Raw genomic sequence first — 15,739 nt, forward strand, 5'->3', positions numbered from 1 at the left:
CCGAAAACGCCCGCAATATTGGCTGATTGATCAACAGCGCGCGGCGCGGCGCATGCGCGGCGACGGGCCTATTCTTAAAAATAGGACAAAAGGCGTCTTGTTTGTGGGATATTTCTTGAAAACGAGACGATCAGTCCTGGCGCGCCAGGCCAAGCTGCTTCAAGAGCGCGTAGAGCCGCGAACGCGACAGCCCCGAAACCGCCACCGCCCGGCCCATGTCGCCCTGGCAAACGCGCAGCAGCTCTTGCAGATATTGACGGTCCATGGCCTGACGATACTGCTTGAGCGGCGGCAGCCCCATGGCCTGGGCCGGCTCCTCGGGTTGGCGCGGCGCGGCCTCCAGCGGGTGGGCCGAAGCCCGGGCCAGGGCTATGCGCAGTTTTTGCGGCAGATGATGGACGTGCAGGGTGGGGGCCGGCCCGGCCGCGGCCAGGGCCTGCTCCAGGGCGCTGACCAGCTCGCGCACGTTGCCGGGCCAAGCGTGGGCGGTCAGGGCCGCCATGAACTCGGGCGAAAAGCCCTTGGCCCCCTGGCCGTAGCGCCGGCACAACAGCTCCAGGTGATGGCTGACCAGGCTTGCGATATCCTTGCCGCGCCGCCGCAGGGGCGGCAGGTCGATGACCAGCGTGCGCAGCCGGAACAGCAAGTCCTCGCGGAAGGCCCCGCCGGCGGCCATGGCCTCCAGGTCGCGGTTGGTGGCCGCCAGCAGCCGGAAATCGCTGGAAGACTCGCGGGCCGCGCCCAGCGGCCGGAAGCGCCGCTCTTGCAGCACCCGCAAAAAAGAGCGTTGCAGCGCCGGCGAAAGCTCGCCCACTTCGTCCAGAAACAGCGTGCCGCCGTTGGCCTGGGCGATCAGCCCCCGCCGGGCCTCCGAGGCCCCGGTGAAGGCGCCCTTTTCGTGGCCGAAGAGGATCGACTCCACCAGGTTTTGCGGCAGCACCGAGCAGTCGACCACCACGAACGAACCGCCGTGGCGGGCCGAGTTTTCGTGGATGGCCCGGGCGAATAGCTCCTTGCCCGTGCCGGTTTCGCCGCAGATGAGCACGGCGGCCTCGCTGCCGGCGGCCTGGGCCAGCTTGTCCAGGCAGGCGGCGAAGGCCGGGTCCGCGCCGACGATGCCCTCCAGGCGCAGGGCCCGGCGCTGGCCGGCGGCGGCCTTTTCCTGGCGATATTGCAGGGCCCGGGCCAGGGGCAGGGTGGTGGCCTGCATCGAGGAGGGTTTTTTGACGTAATCCCAGGCCCCGCTCTTGATGGCCAACTCCGCGCCGTCGGGGTCGCCGGCCCCGGTCATGATGATCACCTCGGGCCGGCCGGGGCTGGCCTGGATGCGCCCCAGCCACTCCAGGCCGTTGCCGTCGGGCATGCGCACGTCCAGGTAAATCACGTCGTAGCCGCCGGCCTGGCACAACGCCAGGCCCTGGGCCAGGCTGTGGGCGAAGGCCGCCTGGTGGCCCAACAGCTCCACCTTGTGGGCCAGCATTTCGCAAAACATCTGGTCGTCGTCGATGATCAGCACGTGGGCCACGGGTTCAAGCCTCCCGCCGGTCCAGGGCTTGGCGCACGGCCCTGGCCAGCTCCAGCCTGGTCAGGGGCTTGCGCAGCAGCCGACAGAGGCGGGCGGCCTCTGCCGATTCCTCCTCGCCGCCGCGAAAATCGGCGTAGCCCGAGCAGATCAGCACCGGCGTCTCGGGCCGCAGGGCCTTGACCAGCCGGGCCAGGTCCAGGCCCGAAAGGCCGGGCATGGTCTGGTCGGTGATCAGCAGATCGAAATCGACCTGGCCGGCGGCGATGGTCTGGGCCGCCTGGCGGCTGTCGGTATGGGCGCGCACGTCATAGCCCAGGTTGCCCAGCATCTCGGCGGCCATGGCCGCCACCGGGGCCTCGTCGTCGACGAGCATCAGGCGCTCACGGCCACGGGGGGCCGGGCCGTCCTCGGCGGCCTGGCCGGCGGCGTGGCCCTGGGCCAGGGGCAGATAAACGAAAAACCGCGAGCCTTGGCCCAGGGCGCTCTCCACCCGCACCGCCCCGCCCAGGCCGGTGACGATGCCGTGGACCAGGGCCAGGCCCAGGCCCGTGCCGCCGCCGGGGCCCTTGGTGGTGAAGTATGGTTCGAAGATGCGCTCGATGGTGGCCTCGTCCATGCCCGTGCCGCTGTCGCTGAGGCAAAGCTCCATGTGCTCGCCGGCCACCAGGCCGCCCAGGCGCGCGGCCTGTTCGGCGTCCAGCTCCACCCGGGCCAGCCTCACGCCCAGCGTCCCGCCCTTGGGGCCCATGGCGTGGGCGGCGTTGGCCCCCAGGTTGAGGATCACCTGGTGCAGTTGGGTCGAGTCGGCGACGACCAGGCCGCCCGAGCCGTCGCTTTGCCGCTCGATGACGATGTTGGCCGGCAGCGACGCCCGCAGCAGCTTGAGGGCCTCGTCCACCACCGCCTCCAGCGCCACCGGGGCCAACTGGCGTTCGGTCTGGCGGCTGAAGGTGAGGATCTGGTCGGCCAGGTCGCGGGCCCGGCCGCAGGCCTTGATCACCTGGCCAAGCAGGCGGCCGGCCTGATGCTCGGGGCCCAGGTAGTCGTGCAGGGCTATCTCGGCGTAGCCGATGATCGAGGCCAGGATGTTGTTGAAATCGTGGGCGATGCCGCCGGCCAGGGTGCCGATGGCCTCCATTTTTTGCGATTGGCGCAGCTGGCGTTCGAGCTGGGCCTCCTTGGTGCGGTCGCGTTGCTGGGCCAGGTAGTTGGTGACGCCCTGGCCGCCGGCGGCGCGCACGGGGCTGACGGTGGTCTCGACCTCGATGGTTCGGCCGTCCTTGCGCACGTTGGCGTAGCGCCCCGACCACGCGCCGCCCTTGGCCAGCACCCGCCACATTTCCTTGGGCGGGCCCATGCCCAGCTCGTCGCGGCCCAGTTGGCGGATGCTCTTGCCGATCAGCTCGGCGGCGTCAAAGCCGCTCATGCGTTCGAAGGCCGGGTTGATGTATTGGATCACCGAGTCGTTGTCGGTGATCATCAGGCCCTCGGCGGCCTGCTCGATGGCCGTGGCCAAAAGGGCCCGCTCCTCCTCGGCCTTTTTCAGCCCGGCGATGTCCAAAAGCGAGGCCACGGTGAGGTTGCTCTCGGGGATGGGCCCCACGGTGATGATCACGTCGTGGGGTCGGCCCGAGTTGTCGATGACCGCCGCCTCGTAGCTGCGCGGGGTGACGTCTGGCCGCTGGCGACGGACGCGGTGGTAACCCAGCATGCGCTCGACGTCGTTGGGCGCGATGAATTCGGTCCAACTGCGCTTGCCCTCGGTGTCTTCCTTGGCGCAGCCGCAGAGCTTGCAAAATTCGCTGTTGGCCAGGGTGATCGTCGTGTCCTGGCGGTAGATGACCATGGCCGTGCCGGCGGTCTCGAAGATGGTGCGATAGCGTTGCTCGGATTCGGTGAGGGCCTCCTCGGCCAGCTTCTGCTGGGTGATGTCCTGCAAAAAGGTGAGGATGTACTGGGGGTCGCCCCGGCGGTCGCGCAGCATGGTGTTTTTGACCAGCAGCCAGACAAAGCCGCCGTCGCGTTTGATGTAGCGTTTTTCCACCTGCACGAAGCTCTGGCGGCCGGCCAGCAGGCGCTGGTAGTAGCGTTCGCTGGCCGCCAGGTCGTCGCGGTGGGTCAACTCGCGAAAGGTCAGCCCGCGCAGCTCCTGCTGGGAATAGCCCAGCAGGCGCAGGCAATGGTCGTTGGCCAGCAGGTAGCGCCCGGAGACGTCGACCAGGGCCATGCCCAGGGCCGCCTCCTGGAACAGGCGGCGAAAAAGCCCCTCGTCCCACTGCTCGGTCACGGGCGCGCCGGCCCGGCTCACAGCTCGAACCAGGCCCGCAGTTGCTCGACCAGGGCCGGGGCCATCTTGTCGCTGATGTTGATGGCGTCTTTTTTGCGGAAGGCGCCGTTGTATTTCTGGTAGCGGCGCAGGCCGGCCTTGGGCGGGCCGAACTGGCCGGTCTTGCGGTCTTTTTCGCGGAAGCGGAACAGGATCGTCGTCCAGGCCCCCCGGCTGAGGACGATCTTTTCCAGTTCCTCGATGAGCACTTCGCCGTCTTCTTCGTAGGCTATGGTGATTTCGTCGATGGTTTCGGCCACGGCTTTTCCTCGCGTATGGCGCGGCCCGGGCCCCACGGCCCCGGTCGCGGCGTTGTCGGCGTTTGGTTTGCCGGGGCATTCTATCGCAAAAGGCCCGTCTAGCGAAAGCGGGCCTTGTCGGCTTCAACGGCGTCGACGATCAAACCGCTGACCTCGGGCATTTTCCAGAGGATGCGCTCCCACGAGGGCAGGTAGCGCAGATCCAGGCTCTGGTCGCGGATCTTTTCCTCGACGGCCAGGATCGTCTGTTGCAGGCCGGCGTCGATAAAAGGCTTGAATTCCGGGTGGCTGGCTGTCAGGCGCAGCATTTTTTCGGCCAGATGAGCCGGGGCGGTCAGACGGTCGGCGGCCTGGACGATGGCCCCGGCCAAGACCTGGTTGACCATGCGCTCCTCGGCGTCTCGGTCGTAGTTGATCTGGTTGAACTCGGCGTTGTCGGAGTATTTTTTGATGATGTCCTCGGCGATGGACTGGTAGGTCAGGGCCAGGTCGCGGAAAAACTCCTCGCCCACCTCCAGGCCCTCCTCGACGATCAGGGCGTGCAGCAGGGTGTTGATGATGTCCAGGCTCATGCGGTGCAGCCCGCCGGAGGGGTCGGCGGTGCTGACCCGCTGGTGCTTGTGATCGAAACCATGGCGGGTGAACTCGACCTGGGCCACCTGGGCCGCCTTGCGGAAGACCTCGATGAGCGTGAAAATCTCCACGCCCCAATCCAGGGCGTAACGCATTTTTTTGAGCATCCAGGCGTCGAAGACCACCTCGCCCGAGAGCTGATAGTCGAAGCTGAGCAGGAAATCGACCAGCCGCAGCATCTTGTCCTCGGAGCTGTCGCTGAACTTGCGCTTGAGGGCCAGAAGCAGCGGGTCCAGTAGCAGGCGCTTGACCCGGCCAAAGAGGCGCTGCTCGTTCCAGCGGGCGTAGAAGGCCTTGGCGAACGGGTAGTTGTGCACCAGACACGGAAAAAACAGCCGGTCGAGCTGGCGACGCTTGAAGGTGCGGATATCGGCGTCCAGCAGCCCCACGGTGGTCGCGCCCAGGGCCATGGCCACGCCGAAGCCCATGAAGACGTTGCGGCCCTTGCCGCGCTGGTCGAGATTGAAGCCGTTTTCCTGCATCTCGTGATAGACCGAGGCGAAGGCCTCGCCGTCGTTCCACTGCAAGACATAGTTTTGCAGGCCGGCTTTTTTGAGTATGCCCGTCAGCTCGCGGACGTCCTGCTCGCTGGCCTGGTCCAGGCCGAAGATGACGTGGGCCAGGTAGTTGGCGCTGGCCAGTTCGCTGACGATGTTGACAAACACCGGCCGGTTTTCGGGGTGGGTGAACTCGCTGGCCAGGGCCGGCACGATGAGCACGGTTTTTTTCCAGCGGGCGGCTTTGAGCAGACTCTGGCGCAGATCGCGCGATTCTTCCAGCAGATAGTAGGTGGTTACGCGAGAGTGGGTCTGGGCGAAACTGGGCATGGACCCTCCTGGACCGGGTGGACGAAAATGGCGGGGTTATTCGTCATTATGCACCAGTTTTTCGTCGTGGTCCAGGCTGGGCGTCTGGGCGGCGCGCTGGATGGCCCGCTCGCCAAAACGGCGGCGCACCTCGTCCTCGGCCCTGGCCAGGGCCTTTTGACGGCCGGCGTCGAAAAGCTCGCCCTGGCCCGCCCCGGCCGGGGCCAGGCGGCCCAGACCCACGCCGATCAGCCGGAAGGGCCCGCGCCCCTGGTAGGCCGCCAACAGGCCCCGCGCCGTGGCCACGATGCGGCCGCCGTCGTTGGTGGGGGCGCCCAGGGCGGTGGAGCGGGTGACGATGGCCATGTCGCTGGTTTTGAGCTTGAGCGTCAGGCTCTGGCCGGCCAGGCCCTTGTCGCGCAGGCGGCGGGCCACCTTGTGACCCAGGTCCAGCAGCAGGGCCGCCAGCAGCTCGCGGTCGGCGGTGTCGCGGTCCAGGGTCAGTTCGTGGCTGAGGCTCTTGACCGGCCGGCGGGGTTCGATGGGCGTGGGGTCGTCGCCCCAGGCCAGGCGGGCCATGCGCGCCCCGCCCGAGCCGAACAGGCGCTCCAGCAACTCCGGCCGCAGGGGGCGCAGATCCACCAGGCGTTTGAGGCCCAGGGCCGCCAGGCGCTCCTGGGCCTTTTTGCCCACGCCCGAGACCTCGCGCAGTTGGATCGTCCGCAAAAAGCCTTCCAGATCCTCGACCACCGTCAGGCCGTCGGGCTTGTCGCGCTCGCTGGCGATCTTGGCCAGAAAGCGCGCCGGGGCCAGGCCCACCGAACAGCTCAGCCCGCAGGCTCGGCTCACCGCCGCCTTGATGGCCAGGCCGGCCTGACGCGGCGGCCCCCACAAGCGCCGGCAGCCGCTGAGGTCGATGAAGGCTTCGTCCACCGAGATCTGCTCGACCAGCGGCGAAAAGGCCGCCAGCGCGTCCATCACCTGGCCGCTGACCTGGCGGTAGCGGGCCATGCGCACCGGCCGCACCGCCGCCGTGGGGCACAGGCGCAGGGCCTGGCCCATGGGCATGGCTGAACGCACGCCAAAGGCTCGCGCCTCGTAGGAGGCCGCCGAGACCACCGAACGCGGGCCCAGGCCGCCCACCACCAGCGGCAGGCCGGCCAACTCGGGCTGGTCCATGGCCTCCACCGCCGCGTAAAAGGCGTCCATGTCCACGTGGGCGATCAGCCTGGATGGGGTGGCTGTGAAATTCGTAGCGCTATTGCCCTTTTTTTTAAAACGTGCTATGGGTTCGGCCAAGCGTGCTTGTAACAGGAGAGCAGCGTTGTCCCAGCCAAAGGACGCCAACCCCCGCAACCTGGCGGGGGGCCGCAACGTGCAATGCCCCCATTATGTTTTCTGCCTGGATATCGCGGCGGCCAACATGTGGCCCCAGTTCACCTGCGATTATTGTTTTTACCGCAAAACCAGGCAGGACACCAGGATCGAGGAGCTCGACCTCTGTTCACCAGGATGGGAAGACATCTGGGGCGGCAGCGGCTAGCCCCATCCCCCTCGGCGCCAGCTCAACCCAGCGGAAAATATCGCTCGCACGCTTGTTGCATCCAGCCGTGGACGCCCGGCGCGGCGGCCACGACATCGCCTCGCCACAGGGCTTCGCCGCCGCCGGCGAAATCGCTGACCACGCCGCCGGCCTCCTCCACCAGCACGATCCCCGCGGCCACGTCCCAGGGCTTGAGGCCCATCTCCCAAAAACCCTGGGCCCGCCCGGCGGCCACGTAGGCCAAATCCAGCGCCGCCGATCCCGCCCGCCGCACGCCCGAAGATTGGCCGAACAGCTCCTTGAACAGCTCCAGGTATGGATCCAGCCGGCCGCGATCGCGGAAGGGAAAGCCCGTCAGCAGCAGGCACTGCGAGCGATCTTCGATGTCGGCCACCCTCATCGGCCGGTCGTCCACGAAGGCCCCCAGGCCCCGCGCCGCCTTGAACTCCTCGCCGTGGACCACGTCGATGATCGCCCCGGCCAGGGGTCGCCCGCCCGCCACCGCCGCCACGCTCACCGCGGCCATGGGAAAGCCGTGGATGAAGTTGGTCGTGCCGTCCAGCGGATCGACCACCCACAACACGCCCGGCGTCCGCGCCGCCGTGGCCGGGTCGCCCCGCTCTTCCTCGGCCAGGATGGCGTGGTCGGGGTGACGTTCCTCGATCACCGCCAGCACCGCCCGTTGGCTGGCCAGATCGGCGTCGGTGACGAAATCGTAACGCTCCTTGCGGCTGATCGTGCGCGGCGCCGACCAGCGCTCGCGCAGCAGCCGGGCCCCGGCCCGCGCCGCAGCCACGGCCGTTTCCAACAGTTGCTCCCGCATGATCGCACCTTCCTTATAATTGGCCTCCATGGGCAATATATTGAACATGTTTTCGGAATCTTATGCTATAAAAGAACAAAAATGAAACCATCGTCGCCTGGCCGCTAGGACGAGGCGGCCGGAAGCGCAAGTGAGCACGCAAGCAGATCAACAGCCAGAAAACTACCCCTTGCCCGAACCGCGCATCGTGCCCAGGCCCGAGCACGCCATCAGCCGCGACAACATCGACCCCGACGCGCTGAAGGTGCTCTACCGCCTGCACCGCGCCGGCTTCACCGCCTATTTGGTCGGCGGCGGCGTGCGCGATCTGCTGCTGGGCAAAAAACCAAAAGACTTCGACGTCGGCACCGACGCCCGGCCCGGCCAGGTGCGCAACCTCTTTCGCAACAGCCGCGTCATCGGCCGGCGCTTCCGCCTGGTCCAGGTCTTTTTTCAGCGCAACAAGATCGTCGAGGTCAGCACCTTCCGCCGAGCCTCCGACCCCGACGAAGACTTGGTGCTCCAGGCCAACAACACCTTTGGCAGCCCCGCCGAGGACGCCCTGCGCCGCGACCTGACCATCAACGCCATGTTCTATAATATCGCCGATTTCAGCATCGTCGACTATGTCGGCGGCATGGACGATCTCAAGGCCGGCCTGATCCGCGCCGTCGGCGACCCCAAGATTCGTTTTCACCGTGATCCCGTGCGGGTCATGCGCGCCGTGCGCCACGCCGCCCGCACCGGCTTTCAACTCACCAGCGAAACCCGCCAGGCCGTCGAGGACTTCCGTTGTGAGCTGGCCGTCTGCCCCTCCAGCCGCATCCGCGACGAGCTCATGCGCGATCTGGCCGGCGGCGCGGCCGCGCCTTGGCTGGAGCTGGCCCACCAGACCAAAATCCTCTACAGCCTGCTGCCGGGCCTGGAAAAATATTACGGCCAACCCGACAGCCACGCCCGGGCCCAGGCCGCATGCAACCTGGCCGCCATCGATCAGGCCGTCGCCGCCGGCGCGCCGCCAGACGACGCCGTGATCGTCTGCGCCTTTTTGTGGCCGGCCCTGGAGGCCCTGGCCGCCAGCCAGCCCTTCGAGGAAGGCCGCGCCGGCCGCGGACAGTGGATCGGCTTTGTCCGCGACGCCCTGCCCGAGCTGACCGCGCCGGTGGCCTTTGCCAAACGCGTCATCGAACGGGCCTGTCAACTGGCCGCCGTCATGAGCTTCCCCCGCTTTGCCGAGCCCGGCCAGCGCCTGCCCAAGCGCGTTACCGAAAAAGGCTACTTCCCCATGGCTCAGGATCTGGCCACCGTCATCGGCCTGCGCCTGGAGCCCGGCGACGAAAACGACGCCCCCCAACAGGCCCGCGCCAAACGCCGCCGGCCCCGCCGCCGTCGTAAACGCCCCGGCGGCAACGGTTCACAGGCCGCCTAGGACCAACCACTCCCACGCAAAAAACGAACGATCGTTCATTTCCGTTTTGGCCCCTCGCGCCCTTGTGCTAAAGTTTGCCCATACCAAAAACCTGTTCACTGGAGTGGACGATGGATATCTATCGCAAATTGCAAGAGCATCTCGACAAACTGCCCGGCGGCTTTCCCGCCACCGAAAGCGGCGTGGAACTGCGCATCCTCAAAAAGCTCTTCAGCCCCGAGCAGGCCGAACTGGCCCTGCACACCCAGCTCATGCCCGAGCCCGCCGCCGCCATCGCCCAGCGCGCCGGCCTCGACGAGGCCGAGGCCAGCGCCCGCCTCCACGAAATGGCCCGCCAAGGCCTGCTCTTCAGCGTCGAAATGAAAGGCCGGCCGCCCCTCTACATGGCCGCCCAATACGTGGTGGGCATCTGGGAATACCAGCTCAATCGCCTCGACGAGGAATTCGTCCGCGACATGCAGGCCTACATGCCAAACCTCTTCGACATGGAGGTCTGGAAAAAAGCGCCCCAACTGCGCGTCATCCCCATCGGCGCCAGCGTCGCCGCCGGCAACGCCGTCATGGCCTACGAACAAGCCGAGGAAATGATCCGCTCCCAAAAGAAAATCGCCCTGGCCCCCTGCATCTGCCGCCGCGAACACAAGCTCGTCGGACACCACTGCGACAAGCCCGAGGAAGTCTGCCTCTCCTTCGGCACCGGCGCCTACTACTACATTCAAAACGGCCTGGGCCGCGAGATCACCCAGGACGAAGCCCTCGAAGTGCTCAAAATCGCCGACAAGGCCGGCCTCGTCCTGCAACCCGGCGCCGCCCAGAAAAGCGACAACATCTGCTGCTGTTGCGGCGACTGTTGCGGCGTGCTCCTGGCCATGAAACGTCACCCCAAACCCCGCGAAATCGCCGCCAGCTCCTTCGAAGTGGCCTACGACGCCGAAGCCTGCGTCATGTGCGGCCTCTGCGAGGATCGCTGCCAAATGGACGTCTTCTCCCCCGGCGACGACGCCATGATCCTCAACATGGACCGCTGCATCGGCTGCGGACTCTGCGTCACCACCTGCCCCAGCGAAGCCCTCAAACTGGTCCGCCGGCCCGACGATATCATCACCCCCCTGCCGGCAAATATCGTCGAGACCAGCATCAATATGTTAAAAGCCCGCGGTTTGATGTAAAACATCACCAAACCGCCCACGCGCAAACAAAGGGGGAAGCCATGGCGGGTAGAGTCCTCATCAACACCGGCGAAGGAAAAGGCAAAACCACCGCCGCCATCGGCACCGCCCTCAGGGCCCTGGGCCACGGCCAACGCGTGGTCGTCTTCCAGTTCATGAAAGGCCAGATCGACTCCGGCGAAGTGGCCATGCTCGAACGACTCGGCGCCGCCATCCATCGCCTGGGCAAAGGCTTCAGCTGGACCAAGGAATCCTGGGACGAAGATCGCCAACTGGCCCTCGAAGGCTGGCGAGAAGCCGCCAACGCCCTCCAAGACCCCACGATCGGCCTCGTCGTCCTCGACGAAATCAACTACGTCATCGGCTATGGCCTCCTCGATCCCCAAACCATCGCCCAGGCCATCCAAAATAGGCCGCCCAAAATGAACGTCATCCTCACCGGACGCGGCCTCCATAAACCCCTCGACCAACTCGCCGACACCATCACCGAAATGCTCCCACGTAAACACGCCTTCAACGCCGGCGTCAAAGCCGCCAAAGGCGTCGAGTTCTAAGAGGGAAGGGCGGGATAAGTCGCGGGGGGAACCTTTTTCTTTTGTGCCAAAAGAAAAAGGTTCCCCCCGCACCCCCCTCCAAAAAGAAAAGCTCATGCATCGATTGCTGCGCAATCGATGCATGCACGTTTCATTTTTTTGCAGTGCGTCTCGGCTGGGAATCCTTATTGTCTTGGGAATGGAAAATTGGGGGAGGTTGGCGTGGAAAGCAGGGAATTGTCGTGGCTCGGGAAGCAAGGGGCAATTATCTGCTTTGGCGGGAAAAGATACTGCCCCGTGCTTCTGGTGTTGATGGGGCTCATCTTGTGGTATTTGTATGTGACGCTATTTAAAAATTACGCTGACAGATCGTTGGTTGCCGGCGATGAGCCAATTTTAAACGTGATTGAACACGTAGTTACTTTTGCGACGTTCCTGACCGCCTTATATATCGGCTACATCGAGACCGCGCGTGACTGGTTGGCCTCATTGCCCAAAAAAGTAGACGTGGAGTTTTTGCACGACGGCGACGTGGTTATGGAATGCAAGGATGCCTACCTTGCCGGCGAGGCCGATGTGCGCGCTTGGGCTCAGCAAATTGGGCGGCAGATGGCTTTCGGCGAGGACTTGAAGTTTTTACCCAACATACAAATCCACCAGCCACGCCCCGAGCTTTTCGCAAAAAAGGCCGTGCTTAAATTTCGCGCGACGGTGGTTCTTACGGCGTTGCCGGGAATATTTAAAAATGATGCGGCTGGAAGATCCGAGCAGAACGCCAATGTCAAAAAACCAAAGACGGTCTCCTGGATATGCCAAAATGAACGAGACATTGTTCAGGTTGTCATAATGCCTGACGGCACGAAAATCTCCTGGGATGATTTCACAACCACATCAAATGACAACAAGAAATAGCAAGTCCGAAAAAATCCAGCGCAGGTTCGAAGGCCTGGCCGATTTCCGCGTCAACGAGGCCGGCTGAAACGGCCTTTGCCGGCGTTCGTAAAAAAAGCCGCCCCCAGCGCCGCCGGGGCGGATACTATTTTAGATGAACAACCCGGCGTGGCCCGCCTGCCGCCGCGCTCCACCGCCCACGCCCACGGAGGCCGCCATGCCCATACCCGGCAACCTGCTCACCACGGCCATGGCCGTCATGCCCCACCAAGACGTCGACCGCGCCCTGCAAATGGCCCTGAGCCTGGATATCCCCTTTTGGCCCCAACTGCCCCACGTCAGCTATTACGAAGACATGTACGTCCAGGCCTCCGAGCACTTCCCCGGCATTGTCCTCGACATGCAAAACCAACGCCTGAGCTTTGACAGCGCCAAGTTCATGGAAGAGCTGGAGCAGGCCCTGGCCAACTTCGATCGGCCGGAATATTTTGACATTTCGCCACGATACTCTGTCGTCTACCACAAGTTCCTGGACCTGGATCTCTCCGACCGCCCGGCCATTCGCGGCCAGTTGGAGGGGCCCATCAGCTTCGGTTTCAACGTCAAGGACGAAAACGACCGGCCGATTCTCTTCGACGACACCGTGCGCCCCTTGATGTTCGAGATCATGTCCCAGCGCGTCAATGCGCAACTGCGCCGCCTGAAAAACAAAAACGCCAACGCCTTCATGTACGTCGACGAGCCGGGCCTGCAATTTCTTTTCAGCGCCCTCAGCGGCTACGACGACGTCAAGGCCAAGGCCGACATGGAGGCCTTTTTCGCCGCCATCGAGCGGCCCCGGGGCGTGCACCTGTGCGGCAACCCGGACTGGGACTTTCTGCTGGGCCTGGACATCGACATCCTGTCCATGGATGTGTTCACCAACGGCGAGATCTTCGGCTCCTACGCCAAGAGCATCGCGCGTTTTCTCGACCGGGGCGGCGTGCTGAGTTGGGGCCTGGTGCCGACCAACTTCGAGCCCTTCAGCCTGGAGAGCCTGCCCAGCCTGGAGGCCCGGCTGCTTTCGGTGTGGGACCACCTGACCGGCGCGGGCGTCGACCGCGACTTCATGCTTTCGCGCAGCCTCATCTCGCCGGCCACATGTTGCTTGGTCAACAACGACGGCGCCTTGACCGTCGAGCGGGCCTTTGGCGTGGTCAACGAGCTTTCGCGGCGTCTGCGCGAGCGTTTCAAGCTGGCCTGAGCGGGCCGGGAAAAAACCGCCGCCGCCGGCCGTTCAATTGGCGGTCGGCGGCGGCGTGATCGTCTGGGTTTGGTGAAGGGGCCGGTTATTTCTGGCCTTTTTTCTCGTCGATGTCGCCGGGGTACATCACCGCCTCGCGGCCGCGCTCGCCGGTGCGGATGCGCACGACTTCCTCGATGGGATGGATGAAGATCAGCCCGTCGCCGGTTTCGCCGGTGCGCGCGGCGTTGACGATGGTTTGGACGACCTCGTCGACGTTGTGCTCGCTGAGCACGATATTGATCTGGACCTTGGTGAGCATGTCCACCTGAAAGGTGCCCGAGCGTCCGGCCAGCTCGATGCCGCCCTGGCGGCCGTGACCGCGTATCTCGAACATGTTCATGCCCACGATGCCCAGGCCGCGCAGGGCCTCCTTGACGTCGTTGAACCTGTCTTCTCGAATGATCGCTTCGATTTTCTTAAGCATCTTCCCGCTCCCTTTGGGCTTAGGAGTAGGCCCGTTCGCCGTGGGCGCTCACGTCCAGGCCGACTTCCTCTTCCATCTCGCTGACCCGCATGCCGATGCTCCAGTCCAGCACCTTCACTAGCACATAGGTTACCACGAAGGCGTAGGCCATGGTAACCACCACGGCCCAGAGCTGGGTGGCGAAAAGGCCCGGGTTGCCGTGGAACAGGCCGTTGGCCCCGGCGGGATTGACGGTGGTGCTGGCGAAAAGGCCCGTGGCCAGCATGCCCCAGGTGCTGGCCATGCCGTGGCAGGCCCAGACGTCGAGGGATTCATCCAGTCCGCGCCGCGCCCGGAAGCGGATGGCGTAGTAGCTGATGGGCGCGGCCACCGCCCCGATGAACATGGCGGCCATGGGCGTGACATAACCCGAGGCCGGCGTCACCGCGGCCAGGCCCACCACCATGCCCGTGGCCAGGCCCAGGGTGGAGGGTCGGCCGTCCAGCCAGCTCAGCAGCATCCAGACCAGCGCCGCCGCCGCGCCCGAGGTGTTGGTGGCCACCAGGGCGTGGACGGCCACGCCGTCGGCGGCCAGGGCGCTGCCGCCGTTGAAGCCAAACCAGCCCACCCACAAAAGCCCCGTGCCCAGCACGGTGTAGGGGATGTTGTGGGGCTCCATGGGCGTGCGGCCAAAGCCCTTGCGCGGGCCCACGGCCATGGCGAAGGCCAGGGCGCTGAAGCCGGCGGCGATGTGCACCACCGTGCCGCCGGCGAAGTCCAGCACGCCCATCTGGCGCAGCCAGCCGCCCACGCCCCAGACCCAGTGGCACAGCGGATCGTAGACGATGGTCGACCAGATGATGGAAAAGAGCAAAAAGCTCTTGAAGCGGATGCGCTCGACAAAGCCGCCGGTGATCAACGCCGGGGTGATCACGGCGAACATCATCTGAAAGGCGGCGAAGAGCAGGGCCGGCACGTTGGCGCTGTAGTTGGGATCGGGGGCCGCGCCCACGCCGGCCAGGCCCAGATACTCCAGCCCGCCGATGATCCCGCCGATATCGGGGCCAAAGGCCAGGCTGTAGCCATAGAGCACCCACTGCACGCCGATCAGGGCCATGAAAACATAGCTGAGCGTCAGGGTGCTGAGGATGTTTTTCTTGCGGACCATGCCGCCATAGAAGAAGGCCAGCGCCGGGGTCATCATCAAGACCAGCGAGCAGCAGACCATCAGCCAGGCGGTGTCGCCTGCGTTGATTTGGGCCATTTGGGTCGTCCTCCTGCATAGTTATGCGTTGACCCCGGCCGCCTTGTTTGCGAGGCGCGGCGGCCGGGGCCGGGCCATGGGCTGACGGCTGGAGCAAAATAGCCAGTTTCGTGCCATCGCCTGGATTGCCTTGTCAAATCGAGCTGATGGCCAAAAGCCACCAATCCGTGGGCCTACCGGGCGGTAGCTTCGCCGGCGGGGCGGCGGGCCTTGATGGGCTCTTGGGCGGCGTTGACGAGGCGCGGCGGAGGCTCCGGCGGCGCGGGGGTGAGTCGTCCTGGGCAAAAGGGCCGGCCAGGGCCAACGGGTGGTTATCGTGGCAAAAAGTGTCCCGGCCACCGCTGGGGGTCGGGGCCGGGACGGGGAGGGAGAGAGGGTTGTAACGGAAAGGAGAAATGATGCGTTTCGGGGTGGTCTACGGTTTTGTAGCCGTCGCGGCGATTCCTACGCGGTGGTAGTGGTTCGCCGCGACGGCCTTGGGCGCGTTATTTTTTCTTGCCCTTCTTTTCGTCGATGTCGCCGGGGTACATCACCGCGTCGCGGCCGCGTTCGCCGGTGCGGATGCGCACGACCTCCTCGACGGGGTAGATGAAGATCAGCCCGTCGCCGGCCTCGCCGGTGCGCGCGGCGCCCAGGATCGTCTTGATGACCTCGTCGACGTTGCCTTCGCTGAGCACGATGTTGACCTGAATCTTGGGCAGCATGTCCACCTGGAAGGTGCCCGAGCGTCCCGACAGCTCGATGCCGCCCTGGCGGCCGTGGCCGCGGATCTCGAAGGTGTTCATGCCCACGATGCCCAGATTGCGCAGGGCGTCCTTGACGTCGTTTATCTTGTCTTCGCGAATGATCGCTTCGATCTTCTTAAGCATG

At 65.2% G+C, this 15,739-nt stretch carries 15 protein-coding genes; 6 read left to right on the forward strand and 9 right to left on the reverse strand.

The annotated features are described in order from the left end of the window. Nucleotides 1-130: 130 nt before the first annotated feature. The 5 genes from DEBA_RS04320 to dinB all read right to left on the reverse strand — a co-directional run bounded on the left by DEBA_RS04320 (nucleotide 131) and on the right by dinB (nucleotide 6,924). Nucleotides 131-1,525 (reverse strand): sigma-54-dependent transcriptional regulator, encoded by a 1,395-nt coding sequence (locus DEBA_RS04320; RefSeq protein WP_013257685.1) that lies wholly within the window; start codon nucleotides 1,523-1,525, stop codon nucleotides 131-133. Between the two features lie 4 nt (nucleotides 1,526-1,529). Further along, the gene (locus tag DEBA_RS04325) at nucleotides 1,530-3,812 is read right to left on the reverse strand and encodes a PAS domain-containing hybrid sensor histidine kinase/response regulator (protein ID WP_148227778.1); all 2,283 of its coding nucleotides are present in this window, start codon (nucleotides 3,810-3,812) and stop codon (nucleotides 1,530-1,532) included. Between the two features lie 17 nt (nucleotides 3,813-3,829). Continuing rightward, nucleotides 3,830-4,111: a hypothetical protein gene (locus tag DEBA_RS04330; RefSeq protein ID WP_013257687.1), complete on the reverse strand. Its 282-nt coding sequence runs from the start codon at nucleotides 4,109-4,111 to the stop codon at nucleotides 3,830-3,832. A 98-nt stretch (nucleotides 4,112-4,209) separates the two neighbouring features. Continuing rightward, a complete protein-coding gene (locus DEBA_RS04335; RefSeq protein ID WP_013257688.1) occupies nucleotides 4,210-5,571 on the reverse strand; it encodes a glycosyltransferase family protein in 1,362 nt (453 codons plus the stop codon). Nucleotides 5,572-5,607: 36 nt separating this feature from the next. Then, nucleotides 5,608-6,924: a DNA polymerase IV gene (gene dinB / locus DEBA_RS04340; protein ID WP_322785266.1), complete on the reverse strand. Its 1,317-nt coding sequence runs from the start codon at nucleotides 6,922-6,924 to the stop codon at nucleotides 5,608-5,610. Here dinB and DEBA_RS04345 point away from each other — a divergent pair. After that, on the forward strand, nucleotides 6,875-7,093 hold the full coding sequence (locus DEBA_RS04345; RefSeq protein WP_013257690.1) for a hypothetical protein: 219 nt from the start codon (nucleotides 6,875-6,877) through the stop codon (nucleotides 7,091-7,093). The genes dinB and DEBA_RS04345 overlap by 50 nt on opposite strands. Before the next feature lie 22 nt (nucleotides 7,094-7,115). Here DEBA_RS04345 and DEBA_RS04350 read toward each other — a convergent pair whose 3' ends face one another. After that, nucleotides 7,116-7,916 carry an inositol monophosphatase family protein gene (locus DEBA_RS04350; protein WP_013257691.1) on the reverse strand — a complete coding sequence of 267 codons (801 nt, stop codon included), beginning with the start codon at nucleotides 7,914-7,916 and terminating at the stop codon, nucleotides 7,116-7,118. A 130-nt stretch (nucleotides 7,917-8,046) separates the two neighbouring features. Between DEBA_RS04350 and pcnB the strand changes: the two genes are divergently transcribed. The 5 genes from pcnB (at nucleotide 8,047) to DEBA_RS04375 (ending at nucleotide 13,160) form a co-directional block, all read left to right on the forward strand. Beyond that, entirely contained in the window at nucleotides 8,047-9,324 is a 1,278-nt protein-coding gene (gene pcnB / locus DEBA_RS04355) for a polynucleotide adenylyltransferase PcnB (protein ID WP_013257692.1), read from the forward strand. 110 nt (nucleotides 9,325-9,434) lie between these two features. Further along, nucleotides 9,435-10,493: an ATP-binding protein gene (locus tag DEBA_RS04360; RefSeq protein WP_013257693.1), complete on the forward strand. Its 1,059-nt coding sequence runs from the start codon at nucleotides 9,435-9,437 to the stop codon at nucleotides 10,491-10,493. A gap of 41 nt (nucleotides 10,494-10,534) precedes the next feature. Further along, the gene (cobO, locus tag DEBA_RS04365) at nucleotides 10,535-11,047 is read left to right on the forward strand and encodes a cob(I)yrinic acid a,c-diamide adenosyltransferase (protein ID WP_013257694.1); all 513 of its coding nucleotides are present in this window, start codon (nucleotides 10,535-10,537) and stop codon (nucleotides 11,045-11,047) included. A gap of 201 nt (nucleotides 11,048-11,248) precedes the next feature. After that, nucleotides 11,249-11,938, forward strand: coding sequence for a hypothetical protein (locus DEBA_RS04370; RefSeq protein WP_013257695.1), 690 nt, complete (start codon nucleotides 11,249-11,251; stop codon nucleotides 11,936-11,938). Nucleotides 11,939-12,134: 196 nt separating this feature from the next. Next, nucleotides 12,135-13,160 (forward strand): uroporphyrinogen decarboxylase/cobalamine-independent methonine synthase family protein, encoded by a 1,026-nt coding sequence (locus DEBA_RS04375; RefSeq protein WP_013257696.1) that lies wholly within the window; start codon nucleotides 12,135-12,137, stop codon nucleotides 13,158-13,160. Nucleotides 13,161-13,245: 85 nt separating this feature from the next. Here the strand turns inward: DEBA_RS04375 and DEBA_RS04380 are convergent, their stop codons facing one another. From DEBA_RS04380 to DEBA_RS04390, 3 genes are all read right to left on the reverse strand, one after another. After that, entirely contained in the window at nucleotides 13,246-13,626 is a 381-nt protein-coding gene (locus DEBA_RS04380; RefSeq protein WP_013257697.1) for a P-II family nitrogen regulator, read from the reverse strand. 19 nt (nucleotides 13,627-13,645) lie between these two features. Next, nucleotides 13,646-14,869, reverse strand: coding sequence for an ammonium transporter (locus DEBA_RS04385; RefSeq protein ID WP_013257698.1), 1,224 nt, complete (start codon nucleotides 14,867-14,869; stop codon nucleotides 13,646-13,648). Between the two features lie 485 nt (nucleotides 14,870-15,354). Next, nucleotides 15,355-15,738, reverse strand: a complete 384-nt coding sequence (locus tag DEBA_RS04390) for a P-II family nitrogen regulator (protein ID WP_013257699.1) — start codon at nucleotides 15,736-15,738, stop codon at nucleotides 15,355-15,357. Between the last annotated feature and the right edge of the window lies 1 nt (nucleotide 15,739).

Source organism: Desulfarculus baarsii DSM 2075, assembly GCF_000143965.1.
Classification (GTDB): Bacteria; Desulfobacterota; Desulfarculia; order Desulfarculales; family Desulfarculaceae; genus Desulfarculus; species Desulfarculus baarsii.